The sequence below is a fragment of the Rhodococcus sp. MALMAid1271 genome (genome assembly GCF_049195265.1).
Classification (GTDB): domain Bacteria; phylum Actinomycetota; class Actinomycetes; order Mycobacteriales; family Mycobacteriaceae; genus Rhodococcoides.
This window is the reverse complement of sequence record NZ_JBMIRQ010000109.1, coordinates 57,447-78,603: the sequence shown is the minus strand read 5'-3', so window position 1 is coordinate 78,603 and position 21,157 is coordinate 57,447. Positions and strand designations below refer to the sequence as shown.

Below are 21,157 nucleotides of genomic sequence, written 5' to 3'. Positions count from 1 at the left end.
GTCAGCTCACTCCACTGGTCTGCACGAGGTCGGCGGTCGGTGACGCGTTGTTGCGCTGCGAGATCCAGTCGGTGATCGTGGCGACTGCCTGTGCAACCGGAACACCGTTGACCTGTGTGCCGTCCCGGAAGCGGAAGCTCACCGCTCCCGCTTCGACATCACGCTCACCGGCGAGAAGCATGAAGGGGATCTTCTGTGCGGTCTGATTGAAGATCTTCTTCTGCATCCGGTCGTCGCTGGCGTCCACCTCTGCGCGCACGCCGCGCTTCTTCAATTCGTTCACCACCGCGAACAGGTGATCCTGGTGCACCTCGGCCACCGGGATACCGACGACCTGCACCGGCGCGAGCCACGCCGGGAACGCACCTGCGTAGTGCTCGGTGAGTACGCCGAAGAAGCGCTCGATGGACCCGAACAGTGCTCGGTGAATCATCACCGGGCGTTCCTTGGTGCCACCCGACGCGGTGTATTCGAGCTCGAACCGTTCGGGGAGGTTGAAATCGAGCTGAATGGTCGACATCTGCCAGGTGCGCCCGAGTGCATCTTTTGCCTGCACAGAGATCTTCGGTCCGTAGAACGCGGCACCGCCCGGATCGGGCACGAGATCGAGCCCCGAGGCAGCCGCCACCTCCGCCAGGGTGTTGGTCGCCTCTTCCCAGACCTCGTCGCTACCGACCGACTTCTCCGGGTTGCGAGTGGAGAGTTCGAGGTAGAAATCGTCCAGGCCGTAGTCCTTGAGCAAGCCGAGTACGAATTGCAGGGTGCTGGTGAGCTCGCCGCGCATCTGCTCGCGGGTGCAGAAGATGTGCGCGTCGTCCTGGGTCATGCCTCGCACCCTGGTCAGACCGTGGATGACACCGGACTTCTCGTAGCGGTAGACCGATCCGAACTCGAACAGTCGCAACGGCAGTTCACGGTACGAGCGGCCGCGGGAGCGGAAGATCAGATTGTGCATCGGGCAGTTCATCGGCTTGAGGTAGTAGTCCTGGCCGGGCTTGCGCACCTCACCGTTCTCGTCGAGTTCGGCGTCCAGGTGCATCGCCGGGAACATGCCGTCCCTGTACCAGTCGAGGTGACCCGATACCTCGTAGAGGTGCCCCTTGGTGATGTGCGGGGTGTTGACGAACTCGTACCCCTCCTCGATGTGCCGCTGGCGTGAGTAGTTCTCCAGCTCGTTGCGAATCACACCGCCCTTGGGGTGGAACACCGGCAGGCCGGATCCCAGTTCATCGGGGAAACTGAACAGGTCGAGCTCGGATCCGAGCTTGCGATGATCGCGACGCTCGGCCTCGGCCAGCAGTTCGAGATAGGCATCGAGTGCCTCGGCGGACTCCCACGCAGTTCCGTAGATGCGCTGCAGGCCCGCGTTGTCCTGATTACCGCGCCAGTACGCGGCCGAACTACGGGTGAGCTTGAACGCGGGCACGTACTTCGTGGTGGGGATGTGCGGACCACGGCACAGATCTCCCCAGATGCGCTCGCCGGTCCGGGGATTGAGATTGTCGTATGCGGTCAGCTCTCCCCCACCGACCTCCATGACCTCCGGATCGTCGATGACGGACTTGTCGTCGATCAGTTCGAGCTTGTACGGCTCGTTCGCAAGTTCCTCGCGTGCCTGCTCGACGGATTCGTACACCCGGCGCGAAAAGCGCTGGCCGGCTTTGACGATCTGCTTCATTTTCTTCTCGAGGGCGGTCAGATCCTCGGGCGTGAACGGCTGCTCGACATCGAAGTCGTAATAGAAGCCGTCCTTGATGAACGGTCCGATACCCAGCTTGGCGGCGGGAAAGAGCTCTTGAACGGCCTGCGCCAACACGTGTGCGGCCGAATGCCTGATGACGCTGCGCCCGTCCTCCGTGTTCGCCGGAACCGGCTCGACCTCGACGTCGACCTCCGGTGCCCACGAGAGATCACGGAGCCTGCCGTCGGCATCTCGCACGACGACGATGGCCTCCGGTCCCTTGTTGGGCAATCCGGTCTCGCGGAGCGCCGTACCTGCCGTCGTTCCTGCCGGCACCATGATGCGGGCGGGTGGAACGGTGACGACAGCGGGCATGCTCACAGCGATATACTCCTCGATCGGTTCTTCTGGCCAGGAAGGCCTCCGACAGCCTATCGGCAACAGCCCACTGATCGACCTTCAGCGCGGCGCGTCCGTCAGATCGGACTGGCGAGCCAACCCCAGTCGATGCCGAACCAGCCTCCGACCAGTGCGAACGTGCCGAGCAACCACAGCGTCAGGACCACGACCACGGTGGTGAACAGCACACCGATTCCTTTGATCACGAACGACTGCGTGGAGAACCAGTCCATGAACTCGTCATACCGCTTGCGAACGAATCGCAGGGCGCTCTTGGCCCACGCGAATTCCGAGGCCAGAATTCCGAGGCCGGCGAACACGATCAGCCAGCCCGGCCCCGGGTAGGGAATGGCCACCACACCCAGCGCCAGCACCAGCGTTCCGACCACGCCGACCGTGATTCGGTAGCCGAGATCGAGGGACTTGTTCTCGGCAATGCGCGCTCGAAACCGACGGTGCTTCACCTTCGCCTTGTGCACCGGAGTCTGCTCGACGGTCTCGGGCTTCGATCGTTCGCTGCTCACCGACCAAGGTTACCGACCTCGAACACGAGAAGGCCCGCACCGACGGGCGGTGCGGGCCTTCTTTTCTGTGGTCCCGGCTGGGATCGAACCAGATGTGATAAACCTGTTCGGAAAGGCTAACCCTATGTTCAGGGGCGCTGAGCGCCATCACACTTCTGACACGCCGCGGGCGGTCGCGGTCCAAATCATCGAGATCCATACTGGGTGCCTCGATCGGACATCTCGACTGAGGCGAGACGAATGCACCACGCGACCGCGATTAGTTCGCCTGCGCCCCGCATGTTCCGCTGGTACGCACGGTACTCGTCTCGAAGCTTCTCAAAGCGCTCGTCAGTGACAGAGCTGAGGTAATCGACCGCTGCTCCAGACCACACATGGGTTGCCGCGTTGCTGTGATTCCAAGCATGTTTCTGGTTATCACTCAGCGACTCTTTCCAGCAGATCGTTTGAAGGTCGTAGCTATTCAACTCCCGCCCCGAGCGCTTCTTTTTGACGCGTTGTATGAGTTCCTTGGCGCTGTCAGGATGGGTCAGGTTCGGATCGGTCTTCTGGATGGCGATCTGCCCATCCGCCGTCGTCTACACCGCGACCACGCGCGCGCCGAGCGGCAGGAGCTGCCAGGTCACAGAGTCGGCGAGATCTTTCGTGAACTTCGCCAGCACGAAGTCGCGAAAGTTCAGAACGTTTTGCTGCAGGATAGGACGAATCTCTGCCGCGAGCCCCTGGGCGTTGTACAGGTGAATTGCCCGATTCCCGGTACTGTGCGAGGGCTCTCATGTTGACGGTCGTGGCGGTGCCGTCCACGCTGCCAGACCACATGTTTCCCGCATTCACGCGCCCGAGGGCGTCGTCGATCGAGATCGACAAGTATCTCTGGCCCGGCTTTTTGGGAATAGAAATCGACTGCCTCTGCTGGCGCAGTGTCGCCTTGAGCGCCAGCTCCCAAGCGTTGACTACGAGCATGACAGTGGCCTCATCGCGATTAGTCATCTGCGGCTTGCTGTAGACCTCGACGGCCGGCGAGCATGGCGGCAAGCGAGTTATCGATCAGACGTTGATCGAGACGTACGGCGCGTTCACGGCGTCCTCCGCTCTATCGGTAGCTCAGCATTTCTGGACTGCTGAGACGATAAAGACAAGCGCTGACACAACTCAGGCAGGCACGTCGAACCCCCCAAGCCAAACCAACCGACCAGTGCCGATAGGCCAACGCTCAACCGCGGCGTCTGGCGACTGCGCCTAGAGCGCTGCGCTGACCGGTTGCGCAGCACAGCGCGACAAACAGCCTGGGCAGGAAACGGCAGTGCTACTCGCCGAGAGGAGTACCACTGAGCCTTTGCCGGTTGAGATTCGCCACACCATCGGGTAGCTCCACGGCGTCTCACACGGCCCTCTTGAGAAGCTTTTCTTGATATCAGCTGAGGCCGCTCAGTCGAAGCGCAGGTTGCCGACGGACGGTGCCGTATCGGCAGCCCACACACGTTCGAAGGATTGTTCGACTAGCGGCCACAGGTGCTGCACTCCGTCGTACACGGAGTTCACAAAGTCAGCTCCGTCACCAAAGACTACGAACTCTTGGGGGATGACTCGTCCCGCTGCGTCTCGTCGCCCCTCCGGGTCCGGGAATCGCACGGCGACCACTTGTACGTTTCGGTGCCAAGCCGCGGGTTCGTCCGCGAGTTCGGCGAATGCACGCTCGTACTCTGGAAGCGGATCACCCAGGCCCGCATCGAGCAAGAATCGAAAACCCCAATTCCGGCCGCGAGTCGCCCAGATGAGGTGTGACCGAGACACCCCTCGCACAGTCACTTCTGCTTCCTGAGCACGTTCTCGGTCACCGCTTGGTCGAGGTCAATTTTGAACTGCGTCAGCATGGCCCGCAGGTACAGATGCTTCGCGCGTGCGTCCTCGTTCATCTCCTTGAGTTTCGGGCCAACGATCTTGATCGCAGCAGCGAACGCCGTAGGGAGAGCCTTGGCCACGAACGCCGCCTGTGCATCGTTCTTGGTGACCATTCGAAGGAGCTTCTCGAATCTTGTGAACTTGACACCAGCCATGGCCGCTGCGATTACGTCCGCCCCGTCAGCGAGCGTGTCAGCCACCTTCCATGGGAGCTTCATCTTCTCCTCCCACAGGACACGGCGCTCCAGCGGCAGAAGTGACGCGATGGGGAGCACCAGGTCCAGGCCGATGCGCTGTTTCAGGTCGATCTCGACCGGCTCTGCACTGTCCGCCTTGAGTTCGAACTTGGCAGACGAAAGGAGCATGAAATCCTCGCCGATGGACAGCGCGTCCGGCGTGACAATCATGCCCGCGATTGTCGAGCGAAGCTGCTCGATATCGTCAGCAGCCTTCAGGATGGCGAGATCACGGAACGTATTCACGTCCCAGTCGGGGAACAGGTCGGCCTTGGACAATGACAAGATCCAGATTCGAGGGAACTCGATCAGCGGCCCGTCATCGCCAAGGAGAGGGCCCTTGAGTCGGGCCAAGGTCTGGCGGAAGTTGTGCAAGAGGGACTTGAGGTATCGCTCTTCCTCGCCGCGGTGGTCAAGGAGTTTCTGTCCATCCACGAGGAGGAGGGCAACATCCGAACTGAGAAGGGTCCTGAATGTGTCGATCCGGTGCAGGTTCTCTTCCTCGCTGCTGGGATCGTCCTGAAACCAGTCACCCGGGTAGTCGTGCCACGCAAGGCGCAACTCGTCGAATGGACGGGCCTTTTCCTCATCGCCTTCCCCGGCTTTGAGCTTGACCGAGAAGTCGTATGTGGTGTTCAGAAAGCGGTTCGTCATGGGCGCTTGTGCGCTGTCGCGCATGCCGAGGTAGTTCTGGTATAGGCGATTTCCCTGCCCGCCCTTGTCGGCCACTAGATCCCACAGGTCGTTCTTGTAGGAACCCTCCTGAGTACGGCCGTAGAACGATGAGACCAGCACGGTCTTGCCCGACCCAGACTCACCAAACACTGCGATGTTCTGTTGCCGAATCCGCGGATGCTTAGCCATGGCTGGAAATCTATCCCAGCCGTCCGAAGATATCGGTAAGGACGGGTGCACTTCAGCCCGATGACCAGGCCCAGTCAAATCAAATTGCCATACGTCAAGCTGCATAAAAAAGGTCTACCGGCCGGTGCGGGTTGCGGCTGTGATGCCGTAGCGCGGCAGCGATGTTGTCGTGGTCGGCCGAGCGGAGCGTTACTCGTCGAACCAGACATCCCGAACCCAGGGCAGTCGGTTCTCGAACTGCCCAATTCCGGATCCAGTCGGCTACCTGCAGCGGAGCGGCCGACACCACCGGCATCGAGGTGACCAGATAGTCCACCTTCGTGCTTCGACGGCCGCCGCGGCGAAATGCATGAGCTGGCGGGCCAAGCCGTCGCACAACCAGCAGTGCCCGCCAAGACCCAAAAATCAGTAGAGCTCGCGCACCCAAGAAATTCTGTCTGCCTAAAACGCAAGAAACCGCCTGTTAACAGGCGGTTTCTTGTTGTGGTCCCGGCTGGGATCGAACCAGCGACCTTCCGCGTGTGAAGCGGACGCTCTCCCACTGAGCCACGGGACCGAACGAGGCAAAACATTAACACGAGGTGTCGCGGCGAACCGAATCGCCTGTCGAGCGCCGACGTCACTGCCGCCGTACCTCGACAGTGTTTGTCACGCCACTGATTTCACATCGGTCACAGGTGCCGAATGGGCTAATTCTGCAGCTGACCACGAGATTTGTGAGTTTCACTCCCGTTGGGTTAATGTTTTCCCCGCACCACGGAGACAGCAACTGCCCAGCAGTGATTGCTTCCGGGGTACGCGGATGTGGCGCAGTGGTAGCGCATCACCTTGCCAAGGTGAGGGTCGCGGGTTCGAATCCCGTCATCCGCTCGAGGGTCTCGACCCATGGTGGAGTGGCCGAGTGGTGAGGCAACGGCCTGCAAAGCCGTGCACACGGGTTCGATTCCCGTCTCCACCTCGCTAGTGCGTCGGCTGCAAGGCCGATGCGAGGACATGCGCGATTAGCTCAGCGGGAGAGCGCTTCCCTGACACGGAAGAGGTCACTGGTTCAATCCCAGTATCGCGCACCAGAAGAAAGACCAGGTCAGGCCCCCTTTCGAGGGGGCCTTTCTTGTTGCCCTGACCCACCCGTGACCCAGATTGAGGTCACGACTTCCCCTGACTCGCTCTGACCGAGTGTGACGACGATCACAGTTGCAATTTCAGTGACCGCCTCGGTTGCGCGCTGTCTACCGCGCGTCTACGGCAGGCCTGACTCCCACTAACCAACGCACGCGCAACCACCGTGCATGCGTACCAGGGCGGACGCCCACAACGTGAAATTTCCGGTTGCGTCACGGTCTCGACCTGCGTCTACACCGCGTCTACCGCGCGTAGCCTCGACCAGTCAGTGAAATCGGTTGCGTCGACGCAACTACCAGGGCTTTCGCCTTTCAAGTTCGCCATGCGGCCCCTACCGTCGTGTCTGTCGAACGATGTCGGGCATCAAGTTAGGGCTTGATGCCCGACACCCGCAGTTCGGCCAGACCGAATCCACACGAGGGTTCAGATCCCTGCCAGGACTGAACCCTCCATGTCACCGAGGCGGACTCAATGACAAAGCAAGTGAACCCTGCACCCGGTACCGGGGGCAACTATTCCCGCCGGCTGGCCCGCATCTCGGCTGCGGCCGAACAACTGGACGTTTCAGAACGGACAATTCAGCGATGGATCGCCGAGGGAAGGATCACGGGCTACCGAGTAGGCGGCAAGTTGCTTCGAGTTGACCTCGAACAGATCGACGCTCTCGCTCGCCCGATTCAGACCGGGCACATCGCGTGACCAACGCGAACAAGCTCAAAGGCGACCGGGCCGAGCGGGCGGTTCGAGACTTCCTACGCGGCAATGGCTTTCCCGGCACCGAACGCACACGCGCCGGATACTTCCGAGACGCCGGCGACCTCCACGCCTGCCCCGGCATCACAGTTCAGGTGAAAGACCGGCACGCCTACGCCTGGCCCGAATGGTTCCGGGAGCTTGACGAGCAGAAAGACGAGGCCCGCGCAGATCACGCCGTGCTCGTCGTGAAGCGCCGCGGGCTCGGTGACCCCTCCCAATGGCTGGCAGTGATGCCACTAGACGCGATGACCCAGCTACTCCGCGAAGCCGGATACGGCACCGCACCCGAGGCGGTCCGCGATGACACCTGAATATGACGAAGGGCTCCCCACCCACGGGAAGCCCTCCACAGATAGCAGTCGCCGCCAAGCCACCGAATCCGAACATGAGTCTAAGGCACTCAAGCCCGGACACGTCGTATTGCGCGAGCAGTACGCACGACGACGCGTTGCAGCGTGGCGGTTACCCCCGCTCGAATGCGGCCGCCGCGACCCCGCCCACAACCGGGCCGGTGACGGACGTGCCTGACATCGAAGCATTACTCGCAGACCTCAACCGGCGGTTCCGATCAGTGACATACGTTGCAACACAACGTGATCGAGCCGACATCGAACTCATCAAAGCTGCCTCACTCCACCGCATCGCCGAAGCACTCGACACCATCGACGCCCGGCAACGACGCACCGAGGGCAGCGAAGGCAGGTGGCTATGAGCGTTGCTATCCCAGGCGCACCGACATTCGACGACGATTGGCAACCACCCGACGAACCCCCACCCCTCGACGACACGACCACGATCCCCCGCGTCCCACTCAAAGACCGACTGCTCTCCGTATCGGACCTCAAACAACTCGGCGACGTCGAACCCCTCATCTCAGGCGTGCTGTACCGCGACACCCTCGCCCAACTCGCCGGCGCACCAGGAACCTACAAATCATTCGCCACCTGCGGAATGGCCTGCGCACTCGCAGTCGGCATGAGCAACTGGGAAGGCCACCGCATCCCCAAACGCGCCAAAGTCGTCTACGTAGCAGCCGAAGGCGCAACCGGCCTACGAGCCCGCTTCATCGCATGGTGCGAACTATCCGGCGTCGACCCCACCGAACTCGACGGATGGCTGTACATCCTCCCCTGCCCCATCCAACTCGGAAGCATCGTCGACATCTCAGACGCAATCGACCTCGTACGAGATGTCGACGCAGACCTCCTCATCCTCGACACCCGCGCCCGATGCACAGTCGGCCTCGAAGAGAACTCAGCAACCGAACAAGGCAGAGCCATCCACGCCGCCGAAACTATCCAGGCCGCCGCCAACTGCACAGTCCTCGGAGTCCACCACAGCGCACGAACCGGTACAGCAGGACGCGGCAGCAACTCATGGGACGGGGCCGTCTGGTCCGACCTACGCCTCGAAGGCTCCGAACTCATCGCCAAGCTCCACGTCGAAAAACACAAAGACGTACCCGCAGGCATGGACTACCACTACCGACTCATCGAACACACCGTGAGCAGCACAAATATGCCTGACGCCACCGAATCACAACGCCACACACTCGTCTTCATCGCCAACGACAGTAATTCCGGAAACGGAGTCCGGAATAACGCCCTCGCAGTCGAGAAAAACGCCGCCCGACTCATGGACATACTCCGGACCAAAATGACCTCAGACGGCCTCTCATCCACAACGATCCGCACCCTCGCAGAAGAAGACGGCATGAAGAAATCCTCCTTCTACGAAGCCCTCAAACTGCTGGTCGAACACGGCTCCCTCCGAAACACAGGCACCGAACGACGCGCCCACTACATCAGGACAGCCGCACTCTGGACCGAAGGGGAAGAGAGCTGATGTCCACTAATTCCGGACTAATTCCGGACTATTTCCGAACCCCCACCGTAAGTCCGTCCGCACTCTCATCTCTAGAGAGAGCGGACGTACGGAATAACCAACCCCAACACACACCCCCGAAGCGTGATCGGGTTGTCGGGGTTGGGTTCGGGGTGGGTCAAAACCCCGCGTGCACTAGGTCATGGTTGGGTCACGTCTGCTCAATAGCTGCTCTGACCTGCACGGGATACTGGTCAACAACCACTAACCCCGCTTTCGACGGGACACAACCGAGGAGTACACCATGACCGAACCTCACCCTGACGCCCTGACCGACGAGGCGTTGACCAGTGCGATGAGCCTTGCGTCGTTGGCGGCTGATGGCCGGTATGCCGACGTGAATGCGCTGATCGTGGCGTTGGACCCGAGTGAGTATGGGCGGCTGATCTTTGCGTTCGCTTCGCTCGCGGCTTCTTTCGCGGACATGTATCACCGCGCGGTCGGGGTTCCCGAATCTGAGACCGGGGCCGCGCTGCAACGTACGCGTATTGCGTACCTCCAAACCGTCGCCGGGCACTCTGACCCGACTGACACCTAAAGATCGCTCACAGTGGCTCTCACAGGGCCGGAAAGTAGGACTGACATGACATCTTCACATCCCGTTCCGGGTAATCACGTCCCTTCGGCGCGAGAGGGGGCGGACCTGTTGGAGTTGGCGCGCGGTAACTTGGCGCGCCGGTTGCATGGGTTGTCTCGGCGGACGCGGACGTTCACGCCTCGGCAGTTGCATCACATGGATTCGTTGCTCGACGAGTTCGCTCGTAAGTCGAAGCAGTTGCTGACTCTCGAAGATTCGGAGGGTCGGTCATGAGTGCACCGGTTCCTGGTACTCCCCCGCGTTCTGGCGAGACGGTGGCGTCGTTGCCGGGTTGGGCGCAGAAGTTGATCGGTGATTTGCGGTCGGAGTCGGCGGGGCATCGTCAGTCGGCTGCGGATTTGAAGGCGGAGCGTGATGCGTTGCGGACTGAGGCGAACGAGCGTGCGGCTAGTGCGGCGTTGGCGGGGTTGTCGGATGTGTTGACGGACCCGTCTGACCTGACTCGGTTCGTCGATTCGGCATCGTTGCTCGGTGATGACGGGAAGCCTGATCCGGGTAAGTATCTGGAGGCGGCGCAGACGTTGGTGTCTGAGCGGCCGCATCTGGGTCCGCGGGTGGCGTCGGCGGGTGGCGCTCCGCTTGGTGGAGTGCGTCCGTATCAGCCGGCGGGCTCGGATGGTGTGGAGGCCGATGTGGCGTCGGGTCGGTCGGCGTTCGTGGATTTGTTCCAGTCGTCTGAGTGATGGTGTTCGGCGGGGTGCCCTCGGCTGTGTCAGCCGGGGGCATCTCGTGTTTGGGTGTATCGTCACTGTGACGGAACTGGCCTGGCGCTGTGTCTGTTGCTTGGTTTTACCGGGGTCTGGCACCTCATCTGATCCGCTTGAGCGTGATGCTCGCGGGTCGTGAATCCCTTTGGCGCAGTGCGCCTTTCCCGTGCCGGGCTCTGATTACTTCTCTGCCCGGCGACCCTCATTTCAGGAGTTCATCATGGCAGGTTCAACTACTACCGGCGCATCAGTTCTCAGTCCCGAGGACGTGCGCAACATCGTCACGGTGCCGTTGCAGAAGGCATCTGTGATTCTCAATTCGGGCGTGAAGATCATCGACTCGCATGGCCCTGTTCGGATACCGACGTACACCGGTCACACGAGTCCGGTGTGGCATGGCGAGAACGAGCTGATTACCGAGACGGAGCCGACGTTCGGTGAGGTTCTGCTGTTGGACCCTCGGATCAAGTCGGTGAAGAGCTTGCACCGGTTCTCGAACGAGTTGGCGCGGCAGTCGATCGTGGAGACTGTGACGGCCATTCAGGACCGGATGGTGGCCGATACCGCGGGCAAGCTCGATGACACGTTTATCGCGGGCAATGGTGCGGTGGTTGGCGGCTTCCGTACGCAGCCGCTCGGCATTCTGTCGATGACCGGGGTGCAGTCGATGGCCGCGGTAGGTGTCCCGTCGATCGACACTCTCCACGACGCAGAGGGCCTGGCGTTGGGTGCCGAGGTCGATCCCACGAAGCTCGCATGGATCATGCATTCGCGTGATTTCGTGAAGATCCGCAAACTCAAAGACACGGGTGGCCGCTACCTGGTGCAACCGGACGTGACGGAGGCCGGCGCGTACCGGTTGCTGGGGCATCCCGTCATCGTGACGAACCGTGTTCCGGCGAACACCGGCACCGGTAACAACGAGTCTGCGATCGTCCTGTTCGACCCGTCAAAGATCACCGTGGTTCGTGACCTGAACCCGACCGTGACGCTGCTGCGGGAGACGTTCGGCGATTACGACCAGCAGGCGTTGCGGGTCGTAGCGCGCTACGACCAGGCCCCGGTGAACCCGGAGGCCATCGTCGTCATGCGCGGCGTGAAGATCGCCTGATCGTGGCTGGCGCACCGGTTCGGCGCGCCCGCAAGGAAGCGCAGGAGGCCGGGACTTTCGTTCCGGCCCCTGTGTCTTCCTGGCAGCGGCCGCCGTTCGAGAAGAACAACGAGATGGCAGTGACGCACGGTGCTCATTCGGAGCGCCGTATTGCCCCGTTGGCGGCTCGGTGGGTGGAGGTCGCGAAGGCTCAGTGCCCCTACTTGTCGGACCCGTCGTTCGAGCCTGCTCTGTTGGCGTGGGCTCGGTTCGAGGCGAAGGTCGATCTGTTGCATACGTGGATCGACGAGCACGGGATGTTCGACGAGACCGGGGCGATTGTGCCGGCCGCGAAGGTGTTGCCGTCGTTCGAGGGTAGGGCGTCATCGTTGCGCGCGACGTTGGGGATGGACCCGGTGAGTCGGGCGAAGTTGCAGCGCGATTCGGCAGCGACTCAGGTGGACTTGGCGACGCTCATGGCAGAGGTGGACACGTGACATCAGCAATCGACAAGACTCTAATTCGCAACGCCCGCAACGATATTGACGTGTTCGCGCGAAAGATTGTCGGGCGACCGCTGTGGCCGCATCAGTTGGAGGTGGCGAACTGCCCGGCACGTATCCGCACGGTGGTGTCGGGTCGACAGGCGGGCAAGTCGTCGACACTGGCGATGCTCGCGTTGCATCAGGCGTTCAGTGTGCCGGGTTCCAAGACTCTGATTCTGTCGGCGGGCGAAGAGGCCGCGAAGGTGTTGCTGGCGTCGATCGTCGACCTTCTCGATACCGAACTGTTGAGGGGTGCGACGGTCGAAGAGAACAAGAGCCGGATCGTCCTGACCACCGGTTCGGAGATTGTCTGTGTGCCGGCGTCGACTCGTCAGGTGCGCGGTCGGTCGATCGACTTGCTCATCGTCGACGAAGCGAACTTCATGGCGGAAGAGCTGTGGACAGCGGCTCAATTCACTGTCGTCGCGCGGCCCGGTTCGCGGATCGTGATGGCGTCGTCGCCGTGGACGCAGGATCACTTCTTCGCGAGGACGTGGCGGCAGGGCAAGCTCGAACCGGGCGAGATGTACGCGTCGTTCCACTGGCCGTCGACCATTTCGCCACTGGTGGATGCTGCCCTGTTGGAGACGTTCAAGGCGTCGATGACTTCACGCGACTACGCCCGCGAGGTGCTGGCCGAATATGTAGACGATACCGGTGCCTACTTCACGGCGGCCGAGCTCGACGATGCTGTCGCCGGGTACGAACTGACTCCGCCTGAGAAGGCTTTCGGTCAGCTCGCGGTGGCAGGTGTCGACTGGGGATTCCACGACTCGAATGCTCTGGTCCTCCTCGGTGTGCTCGATGACCAGGAGTTGAACCGCGGGAAGCATGGCGACGAGATCGTCTACTTCATCCCGTGGTTAGAGGCACACGCGAGGATGCCGTACTCGACGTTTATCGAGAGAATCGCGGCAGTCGCGCGAGGCTACGACCTGTATCGAATCGTGAGCGAGGTCAACGGTGTCGGGGCCATGCCTACGAGCGTGTTGCAGGAGACCGTTTACCGGCAATCGGGCCCGTACGGCCGAACGACGATGGTGACCCCTGTCGTGACCGACAACCGCCGTAAGGCGTCGGGCTACGGAGCGGTGAAGCTGCTCTTGCAACAGGGCCGGCTCGTGCTCCCCCGGCACCCTGAGTTGTTGAAGCAGTTGCACGCGTTGCAGTACGAGCAGACGCCGAGCGGTGCAATGCGCATCGAGGTTCCCGAGGTGGCGGGGCACGATGACTTGGCGGACGCTCTGATGCAGGTGATGTCGACGGTGCAGGGCAACGTGGCAGCGTGGCGGCCGGATGATCCGCGGCCGGCGAAGTCAGAGGTGTTGACCACGGGCAACGGCACGAAGATTTTAGAGCAACCTAGGTGCTGGGATTTGCCGTCCGCGATCAGCCGCGGTCGAGGCCGGGACCACAGCGACGGCTGGTGAGATTCCGTCAGACGTATTTCAGGACGCGTTCGGTCACATCGAGCGCCTTCGCGATGTCAGCCGTAGGCAACGACGCCGCCCGCAACTCGGTCAGCAACTCCTTGTCGATCAACCGGTGCGCCGCGATGGTGTCGACGATCCGTTCCTCCTCCTGCGTCTGCACCGAGTCCGAAGGGTGCCGGACGATGCCGCGCTCCAGGTGCACGATTTCGTGCGCGAGCGTGCATCGCCGGGCCACGCGGTCGAGGGTTCGGCAGATCCAGATGTGGTTGTCTTTGATGAGGCCGCGGACGCCCGGTTCCAGTTCGTAAGCGGTGCACACGATGACGTGCGGATAAGTCTCCCCGATATGTTTCCAGGGGTTGTAGCGGCCCATCAGCTTGCAGTGGTCGACGTAACGAGTAGCGACAGCGCGGCGGCGATTGCGGAGTCACGGTCCGCAGCCGCGTGCTGGTACCTCATCGCTGCCTGGGGCGTCGAATGTCCGAGGCGGGCCATCAACTCAGCCAACGTCGCGCCGGTCTGCGCAGCGAGCACAGCGCCCGTGTGCCGAAGATCGTGGAACCTCAGATCAGGACGGCCCGCCTTCTCCCGTGCCGGGTAGAACGCGCGATACAGCGACGACGGCACAAGGTGCTCGGTCGAATCGTTCAGAGCGGAGAACAGGAGGGCGTCAGCGTCGGTGTCAGTATGGGTTGCGAGGTGGTCACGGACCATCGGCACCAGGTGCGGTGGGATCGCAACGTCACGCTTACCTGACTCCGACTTCGGCGTTCCCACGACTTTCTTCCCGTCCGCGCGGGTCATGCCACGACGGATACGAATGACGCCGGTGTGTACGGCCGCGCCCGTCTTGATGTCAGTGGCTTCACGTAGCGTGATGTCCTTGCGGCGCAACTCCGCCAACTCTCCGAACCGCATCGCGCACCAGGCAGCGAGCAGCACCATCAGGCGGAGACGATCGGGCATAGCGGCCGCCACAGTCTCAAGCTCCCCCAACGACGCCGGTTGGATCTTCACGGCCCGTTTCGCCGAGCCCGCACCCTCGATGCGGCAGGGATTCTTCTCCAACACGTCCATCGTCACCGCGGTCTCGCAGATCGTGCGGACCAGAGAATAGGCGTGCGCGCGAGCCGTGGGCCTACCGATCAGCGTCTTACCGTGCCAACGCAGGATCGCGGCCGGGCTCAGCTCGTCCATCGCAATCTTCCCGAGGACCGGGACGATGTGGTCATCGAGCAACTGTTGGTAGTGCTGGCGGGTCGTCGGCTTCAGCTTGTCGCGTGACTCCATCCACGACCCGGCGTACTCGCCGAACGTCAGGACCGCCGCCTTCTGGCGTTCGGGTGCCTTCCATGTCGACGTCGCGAGCTGCCCTTGCTGGACCGTCAACCAGGTCCGAGCGGCCTTCTCAGCTTCACGACGGGAGCGATCTTCCTGGGCCTTGGTGCCCGACTGATCGACCTTGAACGTCTGCGAGTACCGCTTGCCGTTGTCGGCACGGAACCGCGCCCGAACGCTTCCCGACGCGAGCAGGTCGATCGTTCCGAAGTCCCGATCGCGTGTGCGGTTCTCTGCCATGACTGCCTTTCGTGACCCATACATGACCCAACAGGAGTGAATCTGTGTCGTTTCGTGTCACCGTATGTCACGCGTCAGTGTTTGGCAATACCGCACTTGAGCAGGCATATTTCGTGGTGAAAGCCAGTATCTCGGGTTACGTCGAATAGTGGTTCAATCCCAGTATCGCGCACCACAGTCAGTCAAAAAAGACCCCCTTTCGAGGGGGTCTTTTTTGTGCTTCACGAATCAGTTGTGGTGATTCACGCCATAGAAGTGCACAGTGGAGATGACGCACACACTTCGATGGAAGGACACGCACGTGTCGGACGATGCCCAGAGTGATCCCACGGTCGACGACGCCACCCTCGAGGATGCGAAGAAGTCCGTAGAGGGACTCGACGATCGCTATCGCCCCGGCTCGCGGCCCACTGTGTCGCTACCGGGAACCAACGGAACCGTCGCCGGGACCGCGTTCGCCGACATGGTCGGCGACGACGGTGAACTCGTCGATGGTGAATCGGACAGCACCGATACCAAAACCGCTGACACCGAAGAGAAGGTAACGTCCCACAACGATGCCTGAACTCGACGGTTCCGATGCCCCCGCCCAGATCGATCTCGGCGGGGGCGTCGCTTTTCTGCACACACCGTCGATCCCGTCACGGGGTGGGCTCGCGCTGACCCACGGTGCCGGCGGCAACTGCGAGTCGGTGCTGCTCCAGCGCATCGCGGCGGTGTGGGCCGGCGCGGGATTCACGGTGTTGCGGTTCGATCTACCGTTTCGAGTGCGTAAGCCCAAGGGGCCGCCCCACCCGTCGTACTCCGCCGAGGACCGACTGGGGATTGCCGCTGCCGTCGACCGTCTCCGCGCCGAGACGTCTGGCTTCATCGCGTTCGGTGGTCATTCCTACGGTGGCAGGCAGGGCTCGATGATGGCGGCCGAACACCCCGGCTGCGTCGACGGGCTCGTCTTGACGTCGTATCCCTTGCACCCGCCGGGCAAGCCGGAAAAGGCTCGTATTCAACATCTTCCGGAACTTCGAATCCCGACGGTGGTGCTGCACGGTACGAAGGATCCGTTCGGCACCACCTCGGAACTGCGCTCGGCCCTTGCACTGGTCCCGGCTCCCACGTTGCTCGTGGACTTCGAGGGTGCCGGCCACGATCTCGCCGCTGCCAAGTACGACGCGGCAGCGCGAACACTCACCGCTGCCGTCGAATTGTTCGGTACGGAGCAGTCCGATACGTCAGCGGCCGGTCCAGTCTTCTGCCCGTCCCGCTGAAGTGGTCTACTAAAGCATGCCCACCTGGGGATGGTTCATCGTTGCGCTGGTCCTCATCGACGCTGCGGTGTTGGCGGCCTGGCTGCTGATCCGCAAGAAGCCCGACAGATCATCGGCGTCCTCACGCACGATCGCGGCGGACGGTCTCGACGATGCCGCCCGAGCAGACATCTACCAGCTGTTGGCGGCGAACAAGAAGATGCAGGCCATCAAGGTTTTTCGCGATCGAACAGGCGCCGGATCGGCCGATGCCGAGATCGCCGTCGAATCGATCGAACGCGGAGCACCATTGCCGTCCTCGTCGACCGTCATCGGTTCCTCTCGAGCGGTACCAGTGCCATGGGACGATCTCCTCCCCCGGCTGAAAGCGCTCAAATCGGAAGGCAGGACCATCACTGCGATCGAACTGCTGCGGGACCGCACCGGCCTGTCCGTGCGTGATGCGAAGAACGCGGTGGATCTGCTGTGAGCGTGCGAGTGGCGGAGGTCGCCGATGCCGATCGCATCGCGGAGGTGGCCGCGCAGACCTTTCCGCTCGCCTGCCCTCCGGGGACTCGCCCGCAGGACATCGAGCACTTCATCGCGAATGTCCTGTCGACCAGATGCTTCGAGAGCTACATCGCCGACGCGGCCAGGACCGTTCTGGTCGACGACTCGACCGATTCGGAGGTGGTGGGGTACGCGATGCTCGTGTCGGGGGCTCCTGCGGATCCGGAGATTCGCGCAGCCCTCTCGCACCACCCGACGCTGGAAATCAGCAAACTCTACGTCTCACCTTCCGAGCACGGCAGCGGTTCTGCGGCCCGGCTGATGACGTTCGCACTGAGCTACGCCCGCGAATCCGGTTGCGCCGGAGCGTGGCTCGGGGTCAATCAGCGCAACGTGCGGGCGCAGAAGTTCTACGCCAAGCATGGATTCGAGGTCGTCGGCACCAAGACGTTCGTGGTCGGAGTGCAGACCCACGACGACTACGTCATGCAGGCGCGGCTGTGACGCGGATTCAGCCGACTGCAGCGAATCGGGACAGGGCCAGCAATCGCGACGTGGCGCGAAGGTACTTCTTGCGGTAGCCGCCCGCCAGCATCTCCTCGGTGAATATCTCGTCGAGCTTTCCGCCCGAGGCGGTCACCGGGATACCCGCGTCGTAGAGCCGGTCTGCGAGGACCACCAGTCTCAGTGCGATGGCCTGGTCCGATGCCGGGTGGACGTTCTTCAAGAACACAGCCGGAACACCGTCGAGCAGTTTGCCGTAGCGCGAGGGGTGCAGGGTGCTCAGATGCGCCAGCAGTTCGTCGAAATCGTCCAATGTTGCGCCGTCGACGGTCTCGGCGCGTTCGATCAGCTCCGACTCGGGAGTGGGATCGGGGGCCGGGGGCAGATCGCGGTGGCGGTAGTCGGGGCCGTCGACGCGAATGGACTCGAAGATCGATCCGAGCTTCTTGATCTCGCGCAGGAAGTCCTCGGCGGCGAAGCGTCCCTCGCCGAGCTGGCCGGGCAGAGTGTTCGACGTCGCGACGATGGACACTCCGCGCTGCGACAGCTCCGAGAGCAGCCGCGAGACGAGCATCGTGTCGCCGGGATCGTCGAGCTCGAACTCGTCGATACACAGCACACTGTGGTTCGAGAGTTCTTCGAGCGCTTTGTTGAAGCCCAGGGCTCCGACGACGTGAGTGAGTTCGACGAAGGTGCCGAACGCCTTGGGCTCAGGAACGCTGTGGTAGATCGAGGCCAACAAGTGTGTCTTGCCCACGCCGAAGCCGCCGTCGAGGTACAGGCCGGCACCGGTGGCCTGGGTCTTCTTGCCGAACAGCCCGCGTTTGCCCTTGCCGCGGATCTTCTCGACCTTGTTCGCGAACGCCTCCGCCTTCGCAACCGCCTCGGCCTGCGTCGGCTCGTTGGGATCGGGAATGTACGAGGAGAAACTGACATCGTCGAACATCGCCGGTGGGACCATCTGCGCGATCAGCTGATCGGAGGGAACCACGGGATTACGGTCGACAAGGCGTGCGGGCATTTGTCGAGCGTAGCGACGTGGTCTGATCTCTCTCATGCAGCTTCTCGATATTGGGACCTACTTCACATCCGAGCAGGCACGCGATACTGCACCGGCACTCGGCTCGGAACTCACCGACGACGCCGTTCGAGCCCTGTATGCCTACCCGACAGTTGTGGACCGCCCGTGGATCCGAACGAACTTCGTTGCCAGCATCGACGGATCGGTCACCGCCGACGGAGCCTCCGCAGGCCTGGGCACCCCCGCCGACGCACGCGTGTTCGGCGTTCTACGAGAGCTCTGTGACGCGGTCCTCGTCGGTGCCGGGACCGCTCGCGCCGAGAACTACGGCGGCGTTTCACTGTCCGAGGAGGCAATCGCACGCCGGGTGGCGAACGGACTGGCACCGGTCCCCACGATGGTCGTGGTCACGGCCTCCGGGTCGATCGATCCGGATTCTCGATTGCTCACCGACACCTCGGTCGAGCCCGTCGTGGTGACGTCCTCGACCGCGAACCGATCGACGGTCACTGCGCTCCGGTCGGCGGGAGCAACCGTGATCGAGGTGTCCGGTCGATCGGTATGCACCCGCGACATCCTCGGCACGCTGACCGAGCTCGGCTTTCTCCGCATACTGTGCGAGGGCGGGCCTGGTCTGTTCGGTCAGCTCGTGGCCGACGGCGCGGCAGACGAGGTGTGTCTGACCGTCTCGCCCATGCTCGTTGCCGGGTCGGCCGGGCGCATCGCGCAGTTCACCGACGCAACCGAGACGCCGATGATGCGCGCGCACGTGATCGGCGACTCCGACGGCACACTGCTCACGCGCTGGGTACGACCATCGTGACGGCGCGTTGTGCGCTACCGGATTGTCCACGTTCGCGACGGGCGCGCGCGGTGCCGAACCGAAAGTAGATAGCCTCGCACCGTGACGCAGAAACGTTCGATGCTCGCCGCCGTCCTCGTCCTCGCCACGATGTGCGCGGCCTGCGGGGCAGGGCCGTCGATCCGTCCCGATGTCGCGGTGGAGCAGCAATCGCCCGGTCAGCCTGCAGAATCGTCTGCGGACGCGCCACCTGCACCGGCCGCGCTCGCCGTCCCGACGACAGACCTGGCCTGGGGCGACTGCACTGCTCCCACGCTCGGAATTTTCGGGCTCACAGCCAGCACCCCCGGTCTGATACTCGAGTGCGCAGAATACGAGGCCGACGTCGATGTCAGCGGGCAGATGTTCGGTACCTTCGCTGTCGGTGCTCTGCGCGCACGCCTCGATCGAACTCCCACCGATGCCGGCCCGCTGGTGTTCACCTCCGGCTCGGATCGATCCTCGATCGGCACGCTGGCCACCATGGCCGCAGGCCCGCTGTCGACACTTCTCGAAGCTCACCCGATCGTCGCGGTGGATCGGCGAGGCATCGGCCGATCCACTGCGGTCGACTGCATCGACCCCCCTGCCGGAGCGGCCGTCGATGCGCTGGGGCAGTTCACCAGATCCAATGCCGACGCAGTCGATCGTGCCGTCGACGCGGGCCGCGATGCCACCATCGAATGCACCGATACGCTGCAGCCGCAGGAACTCGCCTTCGGAACCACCTACGCCGCGGACGATCTCGACCGGCTCCGCCAGCTCTGGGGCGTGGACCGAATCGGGTTGATCGGCTCGGGCAACGGCGCGCTGACCGCATTGGCCTACGCGGCGAAGTACCCGAATCACATCTCGCGTGTGGTCCTCGATTCCCCAACCGGAGTCGGCACGGATCAGATCACGCTCGCCGAGCAGCGAACCCAGGGCAAGGAAGCTGCCTTCGCAGCCTTCGCGCAACGCTGCGTCGCGCTGAACTGCGCACTGGGCAGCGATCCGACAGGTGCCGTGGCGCAGCTGATCCGACGCGCCGCCGGCGGCGAGTTCGCGCCGCTGTCCACACACGAAATCCTCGATGGCATCACCTTCGCGCTTGCATCGACAGCAGGCGACGCCTCGTCTCGGGCCACCGAGCTGTCCCAGACATTGTCCGAGGCCGCCCGGTCCGACACCGCAGCATTGTCCACCCTCGCCCAACGCGCTCGAAACGCCTACCGCACCGACGGTCAATTCGTATCTCGCTGCACGGACGGCCAGCAGTGGCCATCGCCGCAGGGGGTGCGTGACCTCTCGGCCCAGTGGACGGACCGGTATCCGATCTACGGCACCGACGCCGCCCTGACGGCACTGCTGTGCTCGTCCTGGCCGACGGCACCGTCCACCCCACTACCCAGCTCGCTGGACGTTCCGGTGCTGGTGCTGTCCAACGCAGGCGACCCCATCGTCGGCAACGGCGGACTGTCCTCGGTCACCGGATTGGTCGGAGCCACCGGGACTGCGGTGGCGTCGGCTGCGTGGCAGGGCAGCGGGCATCCCAGTCTCGGCGGATCCCAGTGTCTGCAGACCATCGCGGTCGACTACGCGCGGGACGCTGCGCTTCCTACGAACGGCACGGTCTGCCCCGCCTGAGTCGAGTACCGTCCGCGGCTCGGCACAGCCGACGAGGGCTGGGTTCGAGGGTGTCCTTCTCTGCTGCGACGACCGCCTCGGGTACCGTTCCC

The 21,157-nt window shown here is 62.9% G+C and carries 24 protein-coding genes and 4 tRNA genes; 19 read left to right on the top strand and 9 right to left on the bottom strand.

Annotated features, from left to right (window positions below):
- Position 1 precedes the first annotated feature (1 nt).
- The 6 genes from thrS to ACOQFP_RS20310 all read right to left on the bottom strand — a co-directional run bounded on the left by thrS (position 2) and on the right by ACOQFP_RS20310 (position 6,162).
- Positions 2-2,056, bottom strand: a complete 2,055-nt coding sequence (thrS, locus tag ACOQFP_RS20335) for a threonine--tRNA ligase (protein WP_421585385.1) — start codon at positions 2,054-2,056, stop codon at positions 2-4.
- Positions 2,057-2,157: 101 nt separating this feature from the next.
- Positions 2,158-2,559, bottom strand: a complete 402-nt coding sequence (locus tag ACOQFP_RS20330; RefSeq protein WP_374222360.1) for a TIGR02611 family protein — start codon at positions 2,557-2,559, stop codon at positions 2,158-2,160.
- Between the two features lie 230 nt (positions 2,560-2,789).
- On the bottom strand, positions 2,790-3,107 hold the full coding sequence (locus ACOQFP_RS20325) for a hypothetical protein (RefSeq protein ID WP_421585384.1): 318 nt from the start codon (positions 3,105-3,107) through the stop codon (positions 2,790-2,792).
- A gap of 16 nt (positions 3,108-3,123) precedes the next feature.
- Complete coding sequence (locus ACOQFP_RS20320; protein ID WP_421585383.1) at positions 3,124-3,567, bottom strand: hypothetical protein; 444 nt, start codon at positions 3,565-3,567, stop codon at positions 3,124-3,126.
- Between the two features lie 842 nt (positions 3,568-4,409).
- Entirely contained in the window at positions 4,410-5,606 is a 1,197-nt protein-coding gene (locus tag ACOQFP_RS20315) for a TRAFAC clade GTPase domain-containing protein (RefSeq protein WP_421585352.1), read from the bottom strand.
- A gap of 484 nt (positions 5,607-6,090) precedes the next feature.
- A tRNA-Val gene (locus ACOQFP_RS20310) sits at positions 6,091-6,162 on the bottom strand.
- A gap of 242 nt (positions 6,163-6,404) precedes the next feature.
- On the opposite strand from ACOQFP_RS20310, the gene ACOQFP_RS20305 reads away from it, so the two are divergent.
- From ACOQFP_RS20305 to ACOQFP_RS20245, 13 genes are all read left to right on the top strand, one after another.
- Positions 6,405-6,476: transfer RNA gene (locus ACOQFP_RS20305), tRNA-Gly, on the top strand.
- 17 nt (positions 6,477-6,493) lie between these two features.
- Positions 6,494-6,564: transfer RNA gene (locus ACOQFP_RS20300), tRNA-Cys, on the top strand.
- Positions 6,565-6,601: 37 nt separating this feature from the next.
- Positions 6,602-6,676: transfer RNA gene (locus tag ACOQFP_RS20295), tRNA-Val, on the top strand.
- Between the two features lie 523 nt (positions 6,677-7,199).
- The gene (locus tag ACOQFP_RS20290) at positions 7,200-7,427 is read left to right on the top strand and encodes an excisionase family DNA-binding protein (protein ID WP_421585351.1); all 228 of its coding nucleotides are present in this window, start codon (positions 7,200-7,202) and stop codon (positions 7,425-7,427) included.
- Complete coding sequence (locus tag ACOQFP_RS20285; RefSeq protein WP_421585350.1) at positions 7,424-7,795, top strand: hypothetical protein; 372 nt, start codon at positions 7,424-7,426, stop codon at positions 7,793-7,795. Before ACOQFP_RS20290 ends, ACOQFP_RS20285 begins: the two co-directional genes overlap by 4 nt.
- Before the next feature lie 260 nt (positions 7,796-8,055).
- Positions 8,056-8,196, top strand: a complete 141-nt coding sequence (locus ACOQFP_RS20280; protein WP_206488386.1) for a hypothetical protein — start codon at positions 8,056-8,058, stop codon at positions 8,194-8,196.
- Positions 8,193-9,329, top strand: a complete 1,137-nt coding sequence (locus tag ACOQFP_RS20275; protein WP_206488385.1) for an AAA family ATPase — start codon at positions 8,193-8,195, stop codon at positions 9,327-9,329. The genes ACOQFP_RS20280 and ACOQFP_RS20275 overlap by 4 nt, the downstream gene beginning before the upstream one ends.
- A 283-nt stretch (positions 9,330-9,612) precedes the next feature.
- Positions 9,613-9,906 carry a hypothetical protein gene (locus ACOQFP_RS20270; protein WP_421585349.1) on the top strand — a complete coding sequence of 98 codons (294 nt, stop codon included), beginning with the start codon at positions 9,613-9,615 and terminating at the stop codon, positions 9,904-9,906.
- Between the two features lie 45 nt (positions 9,907-9,951).
- A complete protein-coding gene (locus tag ACOQFP_RS20265; protein ID WP_421585348.1) occupies positions 9,952-10,179 on the top strand; it encodes a hypothetical protein in 228 nt (75 codons plus the stop codon).
- On the top strand, positions 10,176-10,649 hold the full coding sequence (locus tag ACOQFP_RS20260; RefSeq protein WP_421585347.1) for a hypothetical protein: 474 nt from the start codon (positions 10,176-10,178) through the stop codon (positions 10,647-10,649). The genes ACOQFP_RS20265 and ACOQFP_RS20260 overlap by 4 nt, the downstream gene beginning before the upstream one ends.
- A gap of 244 nt (positions 10,650-10,893) precedes the next feature.
- Positions 10,894-11,784 (top strand): phage major capsid protein, encoded by an 891-nt coding sequence (locus ACOQFP_RS20255; protein ID WP_206488381.1) that lies wholly within the window; start codon positions 10,894-10,896, stop codon positions 11,782-11,784.
- Positions 11,785-11,786: 2 nt separating this feature from the next.
- Positions 11,787-12,260, top strand: a complete 474-nt coding sequence (locus ACOQFP_RS20250) for a hypothetical protein (RefSeq protein WP_421585346.1) — start codon at positions 11,787-11,789, stop codon at positions 12,258-12,260.
- A complete protein-coding gene (locus ACOQFP_RS20245) occupies positions 12,257-13,738 on the top strand; it encodes a terminase large subunit domain-containing protein (protein WP_421585345.1) in 1,482 nt (493 codons plus the stop codon). The genes ACOQFP_RS20250 and ACOQFP_RS20245 overlap by 4 nt, the downstream gene beginning before the upstream one ends.
- A 7-nt stretch (positions 13,739-13,745) precedes the next feature.
- Here ACOQFP_RS20245 and ACOQFP_RS20240 read toward each other — a convergent pair whose 3' ends face one another.
- Both ACOQFP_RS20240 and ACOQFP_RS20235 read right to left on the bottom strand, forming a co-directional pair.
- Positions 13,746-14,114: an ImmA/IrrE family metallo-endopeptidase gene (locus ACOQFP_RS20240; protein ID WP_421585344.1), complete on the bottom strand. Its 369-nt coding sequence runs from the start codon at positions 14,112-14,114 to the stop codon at positions 13,746-13,748.
- Complete coding sequence (locus ACOQFP_RS20235; protein WP_421585343.1) at positions 14,114-15,319, bottom strand: tyrosine-type recombinase/integrase; 1,206 nt, start codon at positions 15,317-15,319, stop codon at positions 14,114-14,116. Before ACOQFP_RS20235 ends, ACOQFP_RS20240 begins: the two co-directional genes overlap by 1 nt.
- A gap of 301 nt (positions 15,320-15,620) precedes the next feature.
- On the opposite strand from ACOQFP_RS20235, the gene ACOQFP_RS20230 reads away from it, so the two are divergent.
- From ACOQFP_RS20230 to ACOQFP_RS20215, 4 genes are read left to right on the top strand one after another with little or no spacing between them, the layout of a single operon-like run.
- Positions 15,621-15,884 (top strand): hypothetical protein, encoded by a 264-nt coding sequence (locus tag ACOQFP_RS20230; protein WP_421585342.1) that lies wholly within the window; start codon positions 15,621-15,623, stop codon positions 15,882-15,884.
- Positions 15,877-16,584, top strand: a complete 708-nt coding sequence (locus ACOQFP_RS20225) for an alpha/beta fold hydrolase (protein ID WP_421585341.1) — start codon at positions 15,877-15,879, stop codon at positions 16,582-16,584. The genes ACOQFP_RS20230 and ACOQFP_RS20225 overlap by 8 nt, the downstream gene beginning before the upstream one ends.
- Before the next feature lie 16 nt (positions 16,585-16,600).
- Complete coding sequence (locus ACOQFP_RS20220) at positions 16,601-17,053, top strand: hypothetical protein (RefSeq protein ID WP_206488374.1); 453 nt, start codon at positions 16,601-16,603, stop codon at positions 17,051-17,053.
- Complete coding sequence (locus ACOQFP_RS20215; RefSeq protein ID WP_206488372.1) at positions 17,050-17,577, top strand: GNAT family N-acetyltransferase; 528 nt, start codon at positions 17,050-17,052, stop codon at positions 17,575-17,577. The genes ACOQFP_RS20220 and ACOQFP_RS20215 overlap by 4 nt, the downstream gene beginning before the upstream one ends.
- A gap of 7 nt (positions 17,578-17,584) precedes the next feature.
- On the opposite strand, the gene zapE is transcribed toward ACOQFP_RS20215, so the two are convergent.
- A complete protein-coding gene (gene zapE, locus ACOQFP_RS20210; RefSeq protein ID WP_206488370.1) occupies positions 17,585-18,598 on the bottom strand; it encodes a cell division protein ZapE in 1,014 nt (337 codons plus the stop codon).
- Positions 18,599-18,632: 34 nt separating this feature from the next.
- On the opposite strand from zapE, the gene ACOQFP_RS20205 reads away from it, so the two are divergent.
- Positions 18,633-19,421 (top strand): pyrimidine reductase family protein, encoded by a 789-nt coding sequence (locus ACOQFP_RS20205; RefSeq protein WP_421585340.1) that lies wholly within the window; start codon positions 18,633-18,635, stop codon positions 19,419-19,421.
- 81 nt (positions 19,422-19,502) lie between these two features.
- On the top strand, positions 19,503-21,065 hold the full coding sequence (locus ACOQFP_RS20200) for an alpha/beta fold hydrolase (RefSeq protein WP_341243880.1): 1,563 nt from the start codon (positions 19,503-19,505) through the stop codon (positions 21,063-21,065).
- The last annotated feature ends 92 nt before the right edge of the window (positions 21,066-21,157 follow it).